Consider the following 16,981-nt stretch of genomic DNA (forward strand, 5'->3'; position numbering starts at 1 on the left):
GTAAGCACTGGGAGGGTTAAGAGTCATTTTAAATAACACTAGACATTTTATTTTTTAGTATTAAGATAATACTGTTGTTATAAATCTAATAGATTTATAAGAAAAAATATTATTTATTAAACATCAGGGGGAGTTTATTAGATGTTATCAAAAAATAATTATCAAGAACGTCTTCGTAAGATGGAACGTAAACAAGAACGTTTCTCAATCAGAAAGTTTAGCGTAGGTGCTGCTTCTGTTCTTATCGGAGTATTGTTCTTTATGAATGAAGGACCAACTAATCACGTAGTTCACGCTTCTGAAGTACCTGGTCACAATGTTACTGTTAAAAGCGATACAGGAAATGCTTCAGCTAAAAATGAAGTAACTCAACCTAAGACTGAAACACCTGCACAAACTACAGGTAATCAAGTAGCACAAAAACAAGAAGCCAGTCCAGCTTCAGTTGCACCTACTAAAGCTGTTACTGAAGCAGTTAACTCTGATGCTGCTAAATCAGACGCAGCTAAAGAGGTTAAATCTCCTGCACCAGCTTCAGAAGCCAAAGCTACTGATAAGAAGAATGCAAATACACTTACAGTAAATACTAAGGATTTAGCAAATGCTAATGGTTCATTAAATGCTTTAGCTGATAAGAATGCTTTAAATGCAAGCAAGGCTGCTGTTAAATCTGTAGCTACTGATGAACATACTGCTGATGTAGATAACTTTGCTGATCTTTCAAGAGCTATTGCAAACAAAGATATCAATACTATTAACCTTACTAAGGATATCGACTTAACCAACATGACTGAAGAACAAAGTCAAGTTGATGGTGGTTTAGTATCTGGTGGTACTGGTTTAACTGGTGATAACTGGTTACAACCTTATGAATTAGCCGCAAACAAGAATTCAAACAGTCCATATACTGGAATTGCTCGTGATTTAACTGTTAATGGTAACGACCACACTATTAACACTGGTAAGTGGTTTATTTCATTATGGAATCAAAACCAAGATGGTAACGATGGTTGGCACTTAACTTTCAACGATATGACAGTTAAGAATAACGCAACCAGTACTCGTTACACTCCAATTTACTTTGGTAACATGAATGATGCTAATAAGAAGAAAGTTAGTCTTACATTCAACAACTTTACTGCTGATTTAAACACACCATTAACTAACGATGAAGATGGTGTAGATGTTATCTTCAAAGGTAAAGATGTAATCAATGTTTCTCCTTTAGCAAATAATTTTTCTGGTTCAATTGAACAAGGTGCTGATAGAAACATTATTTATGCTAGAAATGTATTAATTGATGATAATGCCGATGTAAGTATTACTGCATCAATGACTGGCTCATTCGGTATCGGTGGTGCTACTGCTGGTGTTCAAGATGAAGAACACAACATCATTAAGCTTAGTCCTGATACCAGTGATAAGAACGACCCAGCTGGTAACATGGCTGTTGGTAAGAATGCTAAGTTAACTATTAATACTAATGGTATTGATGGTAAGGGAAGTACTACAAGTTTACGTGGTATTGTTTCACGTAATACTAATGGTACGTTAACTTTAAATGAAGGTGCTACTGTTAACATGACCTTAGGTAAAGGTCACTCGTCTGCCGTGCTTTTGTCTAACTTAGACTTAAAGAAAGGTTCAACTCTTAATATTGATACCATGCAAGACAACGGTGGTTTCTCTCAAAGAATGTCTGGTAACATGGGATCAGATGGTTGGATTTATGCTCCAATTGCTTTAGGTGCGATTAGTTTCTCACAAACTGGTAATGCACGTTTAACTGTTGCTGATGGTGCCACTTTGAAGATGAAGCGTGGAAATGTAAAAACTTCTACTGCTATGATTCAACTTGGAGGAAGTACCGTATTTGGTGGTCAAGCTTACGACTTAGAGTTTGCAGATGGCTCAACCATTGATATTCAAGATGCTTCTGACAATGAAGGTATGACTCTTGGTGTAGGTAATATTGGTATTGCTACTGGTAAGAAAGAGGCTTATAGTCCATTAATTAATATTATGAAGACCTCAAAGGTTGGAACTATTGGTCAAGTTAAATACTTAAACCTTCAAAGAACCAACCCTAATGGTTACTCAGTTGGTAATTTAATTGCTGCTGAATCAGGTCTTCATATGGACGCTGGTAAGTTTGGTGGCGTTGACATCAAGCAATGGGATAAAGGCAATAACAATACTGAGCCAAACAAGACTTGGCAAGTACAAAACTTTAGTGAAGAATCTAGCGGTAAGATTAATGCCGCTGGTATGGCACCAGTTGATAACAACAAGTTAAACGATTTCCTTTCAAGTGTTAACTTTGTTAAGGGTACGCAACAACGTTTAGTAATGACTTCAATGGATCTTGAAGCTTACAACTACGATGCTCGTTACAAGGATTCAACTGCTAAAGTTGGCGAAACTATTAACATTGATTCACCAACCTTCTACCAAGTAGGTGAAGATGGAACTCTTACTCCAGCAAATCCAAATCCTGATTTACTTGATAACACTGCAACTGGTCACCCATACCAATTAGGTTGGGCACAAACTGGTAATGTAGCAGTTCCTCAAGGTGCATCTATTGACTTTGCAACTGGTAAGATTACTTTTGCTGCTAACGAAGGCCAAGTTGGTACTGTTGTAAACATTCCTGTAACTGTAACTTACAAGGATGATTCAATTGACCAAGTTATTGCTCCAGTTTATGTTTTAGGTAACGATACTACTCCTGTATGGCAAAAGGATGATAATGGTAACACTACTGGTGCTGTTGCAATTCAATATGCTGCAGGTAACTTACCAGAAACTACTGATAAATCAGCACAAGTAGAAAACATTGCTGATAACTACAAGTTAACTTACTACGCTGTTCCAACTAAGGATAACCCTGAAGTTACTCCAGTTGATATTACTAGCTACGGTAAAGTTTCATGGGCTAAGGCTCCAACTACTGTAGTAGATACTCCAAGTGACAAGACTACTGTTACTGCTCCTGTATCTATTAGCTTTGCACCTGATTCAACTGTTGTTAAGAATGGTTACGTTAAGGGTGGTACTCAAACCGTTGACTTAAACTTAGACTTAACTGGTGCTACTGCTAAGGATACTAACCTTGGCTTCTCAAAGAAGAGCATTGATAACGGTTTAACTCAAACTCAATTCAAGCGTTTAGTTGATACTACTGCTTTAGACAACGCAGGTATTGATTACACTTTAAGTTGGGCACAAACTCCAACTACTAAAGCTCAAAACACTGGTGTTGTTCGTGTAACTTACCCATCTGTAATGCAAGCTGATGGTAGTACTCCAGCTTACTTAGATATTCCAGTTCAATACAAAGTAAACGATCCAGTTCAAACTGCTGACGATGTTGATGTAACTTACCCAACTACTGCAGTTGAAGCTAACAAGCCAGCAACTATTGCTCCAGTAATTACTGATAATGATGGTAAGACAGTTGATGTACCAGAAGGTACTAAGTTTGCAATCGATGGTAATGCTCCAGCAGGTGCAACTATTGATCCAGCAACTGGTGTTGTTACTATTCCAGCAACTAACACTACTGGTGTAACTACCGTTCCTGTAACTGTAACTTACCCAGATGGTTCAACTACTCAAACTACTGTTAAGAGTGTATCTGTTGCAACTAATGATGATGTCAAGAACCCAACTTCTCCATATGACATGATCAAGGATCCAGCTAACTTACCAGCAGGTACTAAGGTAACTTGGGCAGATGATAATACTCCTGCAGCAGGTGACAATGTACCAGCTAAGGTTATCGTTACTGTTCCAGGTGCTGAACCAATCGAAGTGACTGGTACTGCTCATTACGATGACAATGCTATTTACACTCCACAAGTTAAGAACCCTGTTCAAGCTACTCCAGAATCATTACCTGATGCAGCAGCTCAAATTATGAACATGGACAAGTTACCAGAAGGTACTACTGCAGCATGGCAAGATGGCCAACAAGTTCCAGTTACTGCAGGTCAAACTATTCCTGGTACTATTGTTGTAACTTACCCAGATGGCTCAACTGATAAAGTTTCAACTACTCTTACTACTACTGGACTTACTGATGCAGATCAATATACTCCAGAACCAGCAGCTGACTTAACTACTGAAGTTGGTAAAGTTCCAGAAGCAGCTAAAGCAATTGCTAATGCAGATCAAATGCCAGAAGGTACAACTTACACTTGGACTAAAGAACCAGATGTAAGTAAGGTTGGTGATACTACTGGTGAAGTAACCGTAACTTATCCAGATGGAACAACTGATACAGTAACAGTACCTGTAACAGTAACTGGAGAAAAAGTAGATAAGACCGCATTACAAAAGGCTGTCGATGAAGCTCCAACTGTTGAAAAGACTCCAGCTTACGAAAATGGTACTCCAGAAGCTAAAAAGGCATATGATGATGCAGTAGATGCAGGTCAAAAAGTTTTAGATGATCCAGCAGCTACTCAAGATCAAGTAGATAAAGCTACTAAGGCAATCGAAGATGCTAAGAAGGGCTTAGATGGCAAGATCAATGTAACTCCATATGAACCAGCAGCCTCAAGTTCAGCTTCAGAAGCATCAAGTGCCGCAGATGTAGCTAAGAGTAATGCAAGCTCCGCAGCATCAAATGCTTCAAGCGCAGCTAGTGCTGCATCAGTAGCTTCATCAGCTGCAGACAAGAATCCAGCAGCTAAGAGTGATGCCGACAAGGCAAGTTCCGCAGCAAGTGTTGCAAGTTCCGCAGCAGATAAAGCATCAAGTGCCGCTTCAGTAGCATCAACTGCCGCAAGTGATGCACAAGATCAAAAGAGCATTGCAAGTGAACAAGATTCAATTGCAAGTTCCGCAGCCTCAGCAGGCAACAGCTCCGCAGCCAGCGAAGCACAATCAAAGGCATCAGAAGCAGCTAAGAAGGCAAGTGAAGATGCCGATATTGCTAAGAGCGCAGCTAGTGAAGCTTCATCAGCACAATCAACTGCTTCAAGTGCCGCTTCAACTGCTTCATCAGCAGCAAGTGCTGCAGAAAGTGAAGCAGGCATAATTCCTGTAACACCATATGAACCATCAGCATCAAGCTCAGCATCCGAAGCTTCAAGTGCTGCAAGTCAAGCAAAGAGCAACGCAGATAAAGCAAGTTCAGCAAATAGTGATGCACAAAGCAACGCAGCTAAGGCTTCAAGTGCTGCAGAAAAGAACTCAGCAGCTAAGAGTGATGCAGATAAGGCAAGTTCAGCCGCATCAGTAGCATCTTCAGCAGCAGCTAAAGCTTCAAGTGCCGCTTCAACTGCTTCATCAGCAGCGAGTGATGCTAAGGACCAAAAGAGTATTGCAAGTGAACAAGATTCAATTGCAAGTTCCGCAGCCTCAGCAGGCAACAGCTCCGCAGCCAGCGAAGCACAATCAAAGGCATCAGAAGCAGCTAAGAAGGCAAGTGAAGATGCCGATATTGCTAAGAGTGCTGCTTCAACCGCATCAGATGCACAATCAGCAGCCTCAAGTGCCGCTTCAACTGCTTCATCAGCAGCAAGTGCTGCAGAAAGTGAAGCAGGTGTAATTGATGTAACACCATATGAACCTAAAGCATCAAGCTCAGCCTCAGTAGCTTCAAGTGCTGCAGATGTTGCAAAGAGCAACGCAAGTTCCGCAGCATCAAATGCCTCAAACGCCTCAAGTGCAGCATCAGCCGCATCATCAGCTGCAGAAAAGAACTCAGCAGCTAAGAGTGATGCCGACAAGGCCAGCTCAGCAGCAAGTGTAGCTTCATCCGCAGCTCAAAAAGCTTCAAGTGCCGCTTCAACTGCTTCATCAGCAGCGAGTGATGCTAAGGACCAAAAGAGTATTGCAAGTGAACAAGATTCAATTGCAAGTTCCGCAGCCTCAGCAGGCAACAGCTCCGCAGCCAGCGAAGCACAATCAAAGGCATCAGAAGCAGCTAAGAAGGCAAGTGAAGATGCCGATATTGCTAAGAGTGCCGCAAGTGAATCATCAAGTGCAGCCTCAACAGCAAGTTCAGCTTCATCAACAGCATCATCAGCAGCCAGTGAAGCAACTTCAATCGCTAATAGCTCAGCTTCAAGTGACTACGCAAGTCAAGCAAGTTCTGCAGCTAGTGAAGCAGGTAGCCACGCAAGTGATGCTTCAAGCTCATCAAGCAACGCATCAAGCGCAGCTAGCGAAGCCAAGAGCAATGCAGATAAGGATCCAAACAATTCTAAAGCAAGCTCAGCAGCCTCAAAGGCCAGCTCAGCTGCTTCAACAGCATCATCAGCCGCAAGCGAAGCTTCAAGTGCCGCAAGTGATGCATCAAGCGCAGCATCAAAAGCCTCAAGTGCACAAAGTGCTGCCTCAAGTTACGCAAGTGAAGGCAACTCAAGTGCCGCAAGTTCAGCAGAATCAGAAGCTAAGAGTGCCGCAAGTCAAGCTAAGAAGGATGATTCAGTAGCAAGCTCAGCAGCTTCAAAGGCCAGCTCAGCTGCTTCAACTGCTTCATCAGCCGCAAGCGAAGCTTCAAGTGCCGCAAGTTCAGCTTCATCATCAGCAACTCCAGGTTCAAGCTCAGCTTCAAGTGATTACTCAAGTGCCGCAAGTTCCGCAGCAAGCGAAGCAGGTAGCCATGCCAGTGATGCTTCAAGTTCATCAAGCAACGCATCAAGCGCAGCTAGCGAAGCCAAGAGTAATGCAGACAAGGATCCAAACAATTCTAAAGCAAGTTCCGCAGCTTCAACCGCCTCAAGCGCAGCAAGCGAAGCATCATCCGCAGCCTCAACTGCCTCAAGTGCTGCTAGTGATGCCTCAAGCGCAGCATCAAAAGCCTCAAGTGCACAAAGTGCTGCCTCAAGTTACGCAAGTGAAGGTAACTCAAGTGCCGCAAGTTCAGCAGAATCAGTAGCATCAAGTGCTGCAAGTCAAGCTAAGAGCGATGATTCAGTAGCATCAAGTGCTGCCTCAAAGGCCAGCTCCGCAGCCTCAACTGCCTCATCAGCAGCCAGCGAAGCCTCAAGTGCCGCAAGTTCAGCTTCATCATCAGCAACTCCAGGTTCAAGCTCAGCTTCAAGTGATTACGCAAGTCAAGCAAGCTCAGCAGCTAGCGATGCTAAGAGTCACGCAAGTGATGCCTCAAGCTCAGCTTCAACAGCCTCAAGTGCTGCAAGTCAAGCTAAGAGTAACGCAGATAAGAATCCTACTGATTCAGCAGCTAAGAGTGATGCAGATAAAGCAAGCTCAGCAGCCTCAAAGGCCAGTTCCGCAGCATCAACAGCTTCATCCGCAGCCAGTGATGCCTCAAGTGCCGCAAGTTCAGCAGAATCAGTAGCATCAAGCGCAGCAAGTCAAGCTAAGAAGGATGATTCAGTAGCAAGCTCAGCAGCTAGCGAAGCAAGTTCTGCAGCTTCAACTGCTAGTGAAGCTTCAAGCGCCGTAAATGATGACTTAAACCCATCAAGTGCTGCAAGTTCAGCTGCAACTAATGCTGGTAAATATGCTTCTGAAGCTTCAAGCTCAGCAAGTGTAGCAAGCAGTGCTGCATCAGTAGCATCATCTGCAGCCGCAACTGATCCAACTAACTCACAAGTTGCAAGTGATGCTGTAGTAGCATCATCAGCTTCAAGTGTAGCATCATCCGCAGCTTCAACTGCTTCAAATGCAGCTAGTGCCGCTTCATCAGCTGCTTCAGAAGCTAATAAGGCTCAACAAGAAGCTGACAGTTACGCAAAAGAAGGTAATTCAAGTGCCGCAACTTCAGCTCATGCTAAAGCTCAAAGCTATGCAAGTGATGCTAAGAGCGATGAATCAGTAGCTTCAAGTGCTGCTTCAGTAGCAAGTTCCGCAGCAGAAGTAGCTAAGAAAGCTGCCGATGACGCTGAAAAGACTGCTCAAGCTGATCAACACCAAGACGACCAAAATACCGGTGATAACACTAATAATAATCCTCAACAACCTACTGATAACAATAATGGTAAGTCAGATAACAATAACTCTGGTAAAGACACCAAGGATAATGGTAATAAGAAGGATAACGGTAAGAGCAACCAAGGTAACAAAGATACTAATAAAGGCACTAACGCTGAGAACCACACAGGTAAGGGAGATAATAACAAGGGTACTGGTGCAAACCAATCAGCTCCTGTAATTACCAATAATCCTACAAACTTTGCTGGTAACAACGCAGGCGATTCCCTATTAGACACTGTACGTCCATTAAGCCAAGAAGCAGAAGCATTGGCTGAAGAAGGTTACGTAGTTACTGTAGGACCTCACGGACAAATTATTGATTCTTACCCAGCTGCAGATGGTCAAGGTATGATTATCTATGTAGATGCAAATGGTAATGTAATCGGTAAGGTCAAAGTAGCTAGATCTGGTAAATTACCACAAACTGGTGCAAAGGATAATAAAGCTGGAATCTTTGGTTTAGCTTTAGCTTCAATTGCTGGATTCTTCGGATTAGCAGCAGGTAAGAAGCGTAAAAAGAATGACTAATAGATAAAATAAACTGACAATTAGTTTTATAGCTTTGCAACCATAATAAAAAGCCTCGAAATTCAATACGAATTTCGAGGCTTTTTTTACATATAATTACTTAATCTTTATTTATTAATTATTTTTATTCAAAAATTTGGGGTGAAGTTTAGGGTACCCAAATTAAACAAACAACAAAACTCATGAAGAGGACAATTACACAAACTCACATTGTTAAACTACTGCTACCAATATTAGTTAAAATTGGTAATAAAAATGTTCTGACAGCTGCACCAATACAACTAGTAGTAATACAAGTCCCCACACCTTTATCACGTACTTTGATATCAAATAGTTCAGTTGGATATGATGCAATAAAGCCAAGTGTCCAATAGATTAAAAGTTGAGTTTGTTTTTTACTATCTTCTCCTTGAAGAAGGCATTCTCTACTGTATAATCAACGGCAAGCATTAAACCTGTACCTACTCTTAGTAAAAAGGTTAAAAATAAGTTACTGGTAAAAAGACTTAGAGCAGAAAATAGTGGTAATACATACATATTAATCATTAACATGCGTCGGCGTCCGATCGATTGGTCTTGAATTGTTGAATCACCCATAAAAATAAATAAGAAATTTTTCTTATTTATGTAATAATCCCTCCTAAATTTAAAAAAAGCTAATATAACTACCTTAACAAAAAAAGGATAGGATACAAAAAACAGTCTGGTAATTACCAGACTGTTCGATTAATGCTTAATAGTTTTTAGGATATGATTGAATAAGGAAAAGGAAGCTTCTAGAAACATCCCGGCTGCCATTAAATACATTGCCGGCATCATTTTATTACTAAAAGTTAAAAAAGCAGTTATTGCATATAATAGAACAAAGAATATATTTTTAAGCACTAATCTTCAACCTTTCTAATTTTTCCGGCAGCAATTGGTAAAGTAGTATGTGGATCATAAGACATTACAGTACCTTGAACACTTGCTGGAAGTTTCATTGATTCAGGAATACCATGAACATAAACTACACGCTTATCTAATTGAAGATCTGGTGTATTAAAGGCCTTTTTAAAGGAAGCTTGCAATTCTTTGAGGGGTACATCAATTTCATATTCATAATGACCAGAACCATCGGCAACGGGATAACCATCATGAGGAATATTCATTTTATGAGGAGCATTATCTAATGGAACCATTGTGGTGCCAGAAAAAGGTTCAGTCTCTGGTAAATCGATGTAGCCATCGTGATTGGTGTCTGCTGCCACTGTAGGAACTTTAGCATCTTTACCATCAGGAAAGCCATGAAAATGTTCCCAATGTTCAATGTTTTTAGGTGTATCAAACATTTCAACATGGATATGTAAATTATCACCATTTTCAATAAATTCAGCCGTTCCATGTGGAACACAGCCAATTTTTTCTTCGTTTAAGGGTTTAATTTCAGCAATATATTTAGCCATTGTCATTCCTCCGTTTATCTTTAACTTATGGTTTTAGTATAATTAATTTGATGGAAATAAAATTGATCTAAGTCAAGAAAAGAGAAAAATATGCATGATCCGGAAAAATGTTTAAGTAAAGTGGAAATTTTTAAAACTTTACCTCATGAAATTAAAGAAAAATTAGTATCAACATCTAAGCATCAGCAACATTATCATGCTGGAAGTCTAATTAAAAGAGCCGATGAAGATAGTGGCTTGATTGTAATAGATCAGGGAAAGGCAAAAGTTTTCAGTTTAGATGAAGATGGCAATGAAGTAGTATTAAATATTTTAAAAATGGGAGAAATTGAAGGCGAAGGAGAACTATTTGGTGAAAATAAAACTAATACTTGGATTGAAGCACTAGAAGAGACAGCTGTGTGCAGTATTGATCGAAATAAATTTCAGAATTTTTTACAGGATAATCCTGGAGTAGCCATAAAATTATTAAATAATTTTGGTGAAAAAATAGTGCAAATTCAGCGACACGAAGTCTTAAAATCTGCTTTTAGTGCTAAAGAAAGAATTTGGGAATATTTAAAAGATCAAAGTATTGCACGAGGGCAAAAGGAAATAATCCTAACTTTAAAGAAAAAGGATTTGGCTGCTTATTTAGGTATTTCAGCAGAAACTTTTTCTCGGCAATTAAAGGTGTTAGAAAAGGAAGGTAGATTAAGAGTTAAAGGTAGAAAAATTGAGCTAAAAAAAAGAGCGTTTAATTAAACGCTCTTTTTTGAGATTAAAATTTAAAAGTTCGGTGATAAATTGGGTCTATTCGATGATCAAGATAAGCACCTTTTTGAGGCGTGATTTCTAGAATTCTTAGTTCTTGCTTAGCCTGTTCTAAATTATCTTTATAGATTTCATTAAGATAGGGATTTTTTTCAAAGACTTCATCTAAATATTGATGATCAATATTTTTGATAGTAGCAGTTAATGAAAAACCACACGAATCCATTGTACCATTACCTTTATAGCCATTTACTTCAATATTAGGATTATTTATTAAGCACTTAAAGAGAGGATTCTTAACTGAAGTAGTCATATACAACTTCATATCTTTGACCATTAACATATCACATACTTGAGCAGTAGGATTTCCAATAGAATTTACGCTGGAAACAACCGCATTATGGATTTCATCAACAATAAAATCTAAAAACTCTTGATTAGTGGTGTTATCGTTCAAAATACTAACTACCATAATTGACTCCTTAATAACTATTAAAACTAGGCACCAGCAATTTTAGTCTTGTTAAGTAAAAGTGAGCTTGTTACTACTGAAACTGAAGAAAAGGCCATTGCGAGTGCTGCAAATTCGGGACTTAAGGTGAAACCAATGCCAACAAAGATTCCCGCTGCAATTGGAATACCAATAGTATTATAGATTAAAGCCCAGAATAAGTTCAATTTAATTCGATTAAAGGTTTTTTTAGAAAGATCTAAGGCACGGACAACACCCAAAGATCATTTTGAACTAGAACGATACCACCGGCATCGATCGCAATATCTGTTCCTGACCCCATAGCAATCCCTACATCAGCTGTTGAAAGAGCAGGGGCATCATTTATCCCATCTCCGACAAAAGCAACTGTAGCACCATTTTTTTGCAATTCTTGAATATGAGTAGCTTTTTCGTTTGGCATTACGCCAGCAATAACCTGATCAATACCTACTTCTTCAGCAATTGCATGAGCTACTATCTCATTATCACCAGTTAACATGATAGTACGCAAACCACGAGCCTTTAATTCGGTGATTGCTTTTTTAGCACTTTCTTTTGGAATATCTTGAATTGCGATCAGACCAATAATTTCATTATTTAAGCCAACATAAACTACTGTCTTAGCTTCGTTTTGGAGCTGAGCAGACTTTTGAGAAAGATCTTTAGAGATAGGGATATTAGCTAGAAGTCGTGAACTTCCAACGAAGGCATTTTTCCCTTCAAAGCTGGCTTTAACGCCTTTACCTTCTAGAGTGGCAAACTCCTCTACTGCTTGCAGAGTGATATTATTTGCCTTAGCTTTTTTTAAAATTGCACTAGCAAGAGGGTGTTCAGAAGATTCTTCTAGGCTAGCTGCAATTTTAAGCACTAGGGCTTCATCACCAACAATATCAGTGACTTGGGGTTTACCAACAGTGATAGTACCAGTTTTATCAAAAACAACAGTATCTAACTTGCTAACTTCTTGTAATACTTCACCATTCTTGATTAAAACACCCATTTTAGCGCTACGAGCAGTACCAACCATTAAAGCAGTTGGAGTAGCAAGTCCGAGGGCACAAGGACAGGCAATCACCACAACAGCTACAGCAAATAGCATTGCTTCGACTGCAGTAGCACCTAAGAAGCTAAACCAAATAATGAAGGTTAAGATAGCAATGATCATAACAGTGGGCACAAAGATGTTAGAAATTTTATCGGTTAGGTTTTGAATTGGAGCATGGCTAGTTTGTGCTTTTTTAACTAAATCAACAATCTGGGCCAACATGGTATCGGAACCAACTTTGGTGGCTTTAAAAGTAATTACACTATTGGTATTAATCGTAGAGCCAACCACAGTATCACCAACTTGTTTTTCTACTGGCATACTTTCACCAGTTACCATTGATTCATCTAAATGAGATATTCCCTGGGTAATAACTCCATCGACGGGTACTTTTTCACCTGGCTTCACTCTAATCAAGTCCCCGACTTGAACTTGATCAAGAGGAGTTTTAACAAACTTGCCATCTTTTAAAACTTCTGCGTATTTTGCTTGTAGTCCCATTAATTTGCCTAAAGCATCGGATGCATTGTCGTGCATTTTTTCTTCCATTGCGTCGCCTAGTAAGACAAAGACGGTAACAAAGGCGGCACTTTCAAAGTAAACTGGACGATCGGTGAACATTGCAAAGATACTATAGAAATAAGCAACAGCAGTACCAGTAGCAACCAAAGTGTTCATATTAGCACTATGCTTTTTAAAAGCAGCCCAGGCACTTTTCCAGTACGGGAGAGCAGAGATAGCCATGATGATTGTAGTTGTAATTAAGGCAATCCAATTATAGTATGGCATTATCCAGTGAAATGGCATCGCAAACATTTGGACTAACATGGGAATTGAAAGAATAAATGATATCCAAAAACGTTTAATATTTGAAAGCTTCATTATTTTACAATTACCTTTCCATGAAACATATCCATCCCACAAGCAAAGTCATAAGTTCCAGGCTTATCGGTGGGAATATTAACGGTAACTTCTTTTTTACCATTAAGATCATCATGAATATCTAAATCCTTGAAATTTAATTGATCTAAACAACCTAGATTTCCTTTGGGAATAAATTTAATTTGGGCAGGTTTACCCTCTTTAAATTCAATCGTATCAGGCTTATAACCATGGTTTTCTGCTGAAACAATTACTTTTTTTACTTGATTTTTAGAAAAAATGCTCATTTGACTAGGTCCTTTCTTATTTCACAATAACTTTTCCATGGAACATATCCATACCACAAGCAAAGTTGTAAGTACCGACTTTATCTGTGGGAATATTCACACTTGTGACAGGTTGTTTAGTTAAATCCTCATTGACTCCTAATTGCTCAAAAACAACGTGTGATAAGCAAGCAGTAGAATCTTTTAAATCAAAGTTTACCTGCGCAGGAACACCCTTTTTTAAGACGACTGTAGAAGGAGAGTACCCACCATTAACAATGATCGTAGCTGTTTGTTCGTCGTTGACGATGACTGAATCTTGGGCATTTTCTTTGTGTGGACCAAAAAACCACCAAAGAATAAAGGCAATAAGAATAACACCAACGATTATTGAAATAATTTGTCCGATTCCCATAATTTACCTCCTAACAATTAACATTTTCTTTTAAACAATTGCATGCTACTACTTCAGGGGCAGTCGGCATTTTCTTATCAATTTCTGACTTAATTTTTTCTAGATCTGCTTTTGAAATAGGAGAGTCTTTAACTAAGTTAAAAATGACATCTCCCTTATTCATATTGCAGATTCGATTTAAAAGCTCTTTGGTGGCATCAAACATCATATCTGTTTGAGTAACAGTAGGGAGATAAAGAAAACCTCTACCATCTTGTTTGGCTTCGAGGAGACCTTTTTTAGTTAATCTACGAATTAAAGTTTTTATTGAAGAATCAGACCAAGTTTTTTTAGCTTGAATTTGGTCGATGATCTCTTTGGTGTGGGCTTGCTTTAAAGTCCAGATAATACGCATAATTTCCCATTCAGCATCAGAAATATCTGTACTTGATAATTTCTCTTTTTCCATGACTTGCTCCTTTCGTTTACAATTGTAATCATAATTAATAAGTTTACATTTGTCAACGATAAAACTTTAAAAAAACCATCTAGAACTTACTAGATGGTTAAAAACTAAATCAAAATACCATTACAGTGATCAATTTCATGTTGAATTACTTCAGCAGTAAAATCAGAGAATTGTTGCTCATGAGTTTCAAAATTTTCGTTTTGGTATTTTACGGTAATATTCTTAAAGCGTTTGGTAGCTCTTTGTCCACTAAGAGAAAGACAACCTTCTTGGGTAAGATATTCGTCTGAAGCCGCAATAATTGTAGGATTAAGCATAACTATGGGTAAAGGGCCAATAAAGAGGGCAATAATCCGTTTGTGTTGGCCAATCATATTAGCTGCTAGGCCAGCAGCCTTATTTTTGTTAGCTAGTAAAGTATCTTTTAAATCTTGAGCAATTGTTAAATCTGCTTGTTTAGCAGGAGTCGATTTTATACTTAAGGTTAATTGATTATGAATAATGTTTTGTTGAGTCATTTTTACCCCATATTTGTGATTAAGAAAAAGATGATAAAGAGAACAAATAAAAAGTACATCATTGGTGAAACTTCTTTATAGCGCTTAGAAGCAATCATAGTAATAGGATAGGCAATCATTCCTAAAGCTAGACCGTCAGAAATAGAGTAAGTTAGTGGCATACCAACTACTACTAAGAATGATGGAAAAGCAATTTCAAATTTATCCCAATTAATATATTTCAAATTTCCAGCCATTAAAACTCCAACAATAATTAAAGCAGGAGCAGTAACTGTTGTTGGAATAACAGCAAGTAAAGGACTAAAAATCATGGCAATCAAGAAAAAGATCCCAACGAAAATAGCTGTTAAACCAGTTCTACCACCCATGGCAATTCCAGCACTAGATTCTACTGAAGTACCAAGAGGAGCAGTTCCTAAAACTGAACCTTCAACCATAGCAAGTGAGTCTGAAAGAAAAGCTTTTCCAATGTGAGGGATTTTTCCGTTTTTATCTACCATACCAGCTTGCTGAGTCATTCCAATTAAGGTACCAGCAGTATCAAAGAAAGTTACTAATAGGAAAGTAACCACTACCATCCATAATTGGGCTGTATTAATGTCTTGAAGGTGGAAAACAGCTTGACCAAAAGTAGGCTTGATAGATGGGGGAGCAGAGATAATTCCTTTAGGCATTGGAATTTGATTAATGGCAATGCCAAAACCAGCAGTAACAATCATCCCAATAAAAATAGAACCAGGAACCTTAGCTGCCATTAAAATGACAGTTAAAATAAGACCAAACAAGGTAATCCAAATTTCAGGATTGTTAAAACTACCTAGCCCTACTAAAGAAGACTTATTATCAACAATAATTTTTCCGTTCTGAAGACCAATAAAGGCAATAAATAGACCGATTCCGGCAGAAATAGCATATTTTAAATCTTGTGGAATTGCATCGACGACTTTTTCACGCAATTTAAGCACAGTAATTAAAATAAATAAAATTGAAGCAACTAGTACAGAAGCAAGGGCAGTTTCCCAGGAAATACCCATCCCTACACAGACGTTGTAAGCAAAAAAGGCAGCACTGCCTAAAGTAGGTGCAAGGGCAATGGGATAGTTAGCAATTAGTCCCATCAATAGACAACCAATTGCAGTAGCAATTGCAGTTACGGTAAAGGCTGCGCCTTTGTTAATACCAGCTGCATGTAAGATATTTGGGTTAACAAATAGGATGTAGGAGAGACTGACAAACGTAGTTAAAGCAGCAATTAACTCACGTTTAACAGTGGTATGAGCATCCGATAAATGAAAGAATTTTTCTAACATTTTCAATTTCCTCCGAATTATTAAAATTTATAAAGAACTTTGTTCTAAAGTGTAGCACAGAAATTGCATCATACCAGAACTTTTTTGCAAAAATAAAAAGTCTGACATAAGTCAGACTTTAAAATTAGTCATTATTTGTAAGTCGTACATATTCTTGAAGTTGAGCAATAGTGAAATATGGTAAATGGTGTTCAGCGGCAAATTCCTTTAAGTAAGGACGACGAGCCATAGTACCATCTGGCTTGATTATTTCACAAATATAAGCAACTTCTGGCTCTCCAGCTAAGCGGGTTAAAGTAATGGATGCTTCAGTATGACCATTACGTTCTAAGACGCCGCCATCTTTAGCAATTAGTGGGAAAATATGTCCCGGTCTAAAGAAATCTTTTGGTTTAGAATTTTCGTCTGCTAGATGCTTAATAGTTAAAGCACGATCAGCAGCTGAAATTCCCGTAGTGGTGTCTTTGTAATCCACACTAACAGTAAAGGCTGTTCCGTAAGGATCAGTGTTATCACCAACCATTGGGTTTAAGTTTAAGCGTTTAGCAACTGATGTACCTACAGGTGCACATAAAAGTCCGCGGGCATTTTTGATAATAAAGTTAACATTCTCAGCAGTAACCTTACTGCCTAGGCCAATCATATCACCTTCGGCTTCACGATCTTCATCATCAGCTACGATAACTAAACCACCGTTTTTCATCCATTCAATTGCGTCTTTAATATTGTTCATTTCTTGAGTTGTCATCAATAATCTCTCCTTTAATTAGTACACTTGATTGTTATTTGTTAAAAGATAGATTATGTGGTGTCATAACAAGATTTAGTAATGAATTTAGCTAAAAATAATGTAAAGTAATATGGCTTACATCTCTCCTTTATCAATCTAATTCAATATATTAAATTAAGTTAAAATAATTGT

At 38.5% G+C, this 16,981-nt stretch carries 9 protein-coding genes and 3 pseudogenes; 2 read left to right on the top strand and 10 right to left on the bottom strand.

Going from position 1 to position 16,981, the window contains the following annotated elements; genetic code table 11:
* Window positions 1-141 precede the first annotated feature (141 nt).
* Window positions 142-8,484, top strand: coding sequence for a Rib/alpha-like domain-containing protein (locus tag FP432_RS06285; RefSeq protein WP_265488469.1), 8,343 nt, complete (start codon window positions 142-144; stop codon window positions 8,482-8,484).
* A 114-nt stretch (window positions 8,485-8,598) separates the two neighbouring features.
* Here the strand turns inward: FP432_RS06285 and FP432_RS08030 are convergent.
* Window positions 8,599-8,830, bottom strand: a pseudogene (locus tag FP432_RS08030) (MFS transporter); the annotation flags it as partial.
* Window positions 8,831-9,368: 538 nt separating this feature from the next.
* The gene (locus FP432_RS06290) at window positions 9,369-9,929 is read right to left on the bottom strand and encodes a hypothetical protein (protein ID WP_265488470.1); all 561 of its coding nucleotides are present in this window, start codon (window positions 9,927-9,929) and stop codon (window positions 9,369-9,371) included.
* Window positions 9,930-10,019: 90 nt separating this feature from the next.
* Between FP432_RS06290 and FP432_RS06295 the strand changes: the two genes are divergently transcribed.
* Window positions 10,020-10,673 carry a Crp/Fnr family transcriptional regulator gene (locus FP432_RS06295; protein WP_265488471.1) on the top strand — a complete coding sequence of 218 codons (654 nt, stop codon included), beginning with the start codon at window positions 10,020-10,022 and terminating at the stop codon, window positions 10,671-10,673.
* Window positions 10,674-10,689: 16 nt separating this feature from the next.
* Here FP432_RS06295 and FP432_RS06300 read toward each other — a convergent pair whose 3' ends face one another.
* From FP432_RS06300 to ribB, 8 genes and pseudogenes are all read right to left on the bottom strand, one after another.
* Window positions 10,690-11,154 (bottom strand): hypothetical protein, encoded by a 465-nt coding sequence (locus FP432_RS06300; protein ID WP_265488472.1) that lies wholly within the window; start codon window positions 11,152-11,154, stop codon window positions 10,690-10,692.
* A gap of 26 nt (window positions 11,155-11,180) precedes the next feature.
* Window positions 11,181-13,102: pseudogene (locus tag FP432_RS06305) on the bottom strand (copper-translocating P-type ATPase).
* Entirely contained in the window at window positions 13,102-13,389 is a 288-nt protein-coding gene (locus FP432_RS06310) for a cupredoxin domain-containing protein (protein WP_265488473.1), read from the bottom strand. The pseudogene FP432_RS06305 and the gene FP432_RS06310 overlap by 1 nt, the downstream one beginning before the upstream one ends.
* Window positions 13,390-13,405: 16 nt before the next feature.
* The gene (locus FP432_RS06315) at window positions 13,406-13,783 is read right to left on the bottom strand and encodes a cupredoxin domain-containing protein (RefSeq protein WP_265488474.1); all 378 of its coding nucleotides are present in this window, start codon (window positions 13,781-13,783) and stop codon (window positions 13,406-13,408) included.
* A gap of 10 nt (window positions 13,784-13,793) precedes the next feature.
* Window positions 13,794-14,231: a CopY/TcrY family copper transport repressor gene (locus tag FP432_RS06320; RefSeq protein WP_265488475.1), complete on the bottom strand. Its 438-nt coding sequence runs from the start codon at window positions 14,229-14,231 to the stop codon at window positions 13,794-13,796.
* Between the two features lie 104 nt (window positions 14,232-14,335).
* The gene (locus FP432_RS06325; protein ID WP_265488476.1) at window positions 14,336-14,749 is read right to left on the bottom strand and encodes a peptide deformylase; all 414 of its coding nucleotides are present in this window, start codon (window positions 14,747-14,749) and stop codon (window positions 14,336-14,338) included.
* A gap of 2 nt (window positions 14,750-14,751) precedes the next feature.
* Entirely contained in the window at window positions 14,752-16,059 is a 1,308-nt protein-coding gene (locus tag FP432_RS06330) for an NCS2 family permease (protein WP_265488477.1), read from the bottom strand.
* Window positions 16,060-16,201: 142 nt separating this feature from the next.
* A pseudogene (gene ribB / locus FP432_RS06335) lies at window positions 16,202-16,792 on the bottom strand (3,4-dihydroxy-2-butanone-4-phosphate synthase); the annotation flags it as partial.
* Window positions 16,793-16,981 lie beyond the last annotated feature (189 nt).

The organism is Lactobacillus sp. PV034 (assembly GCF_014522305.1).
Lineage (GTDB): Bacteria > Bacillota > Bacilli > Lactobacillales > Lactobacillaceae > Lactobacillus.

Coding starts and splice junctions, on each gene's coding strand:
- FP432_RS06285 (WP_265488469.1), top strand. CDS start 142: ATGTTATCAAAAAATAATTATCAAGAACGTCTTCGTAAGATGGAACGT.
- FP432_RS06290 (WP_265488470.1), bottom strand. CDS start 9,929: ATGGCTAAATATATTGCTGAAATTAAACCCTTAAACGAAGAAAAAATT.
- FP432_RS06295 (WP_265488471.1), top strand. CDS start 10,020: ATGCATGATCCGGAAAAATGTTTAAGTAAAGTGGAAATTTTTAAAACT.
- FP432_RS06300 (WP_265488472.1), bottom strand. CDS start 11,154: ATGGTAGTTAGTATTTTGAACGATAACACCACTAATCAAGAGTTTTTA.
- FP432_RS06310 (WP_265488473.1), bottom strand. CDS start 13,389: ATGAGCATTTTTTCTAAAAATCAAGTAAAAAAAGTAATTGTTTCAGCA.
- FP432_RS06315 (WP_265488474.1), bottom strand. CDS start 13,783: ATGGGAATCGGACAAATTATTTCAATAATCGTTGGTGTTATTCTTATT.
- FP432_RS06320 (WP_265488475.1), bottom strand. CDS start 14,231: ATGGAAAAAGAGAAATTATCAAGTACAGATATTTCTGATGCTGAATGG.
- FP432_RS06325 (WP_265488476.1), bottom strand. CDS start 14,749: ATGACTCAACAAAACATTATTCATAATCAATTAACCTTAAGTATAAAA.
- FP432_RS06330 (WP_265488477.1), bottom strand. CDS start 16,059: ATGTTAGAAAAATTCTTTCATTTATCGGATGCTCATACCACTGTTAAA.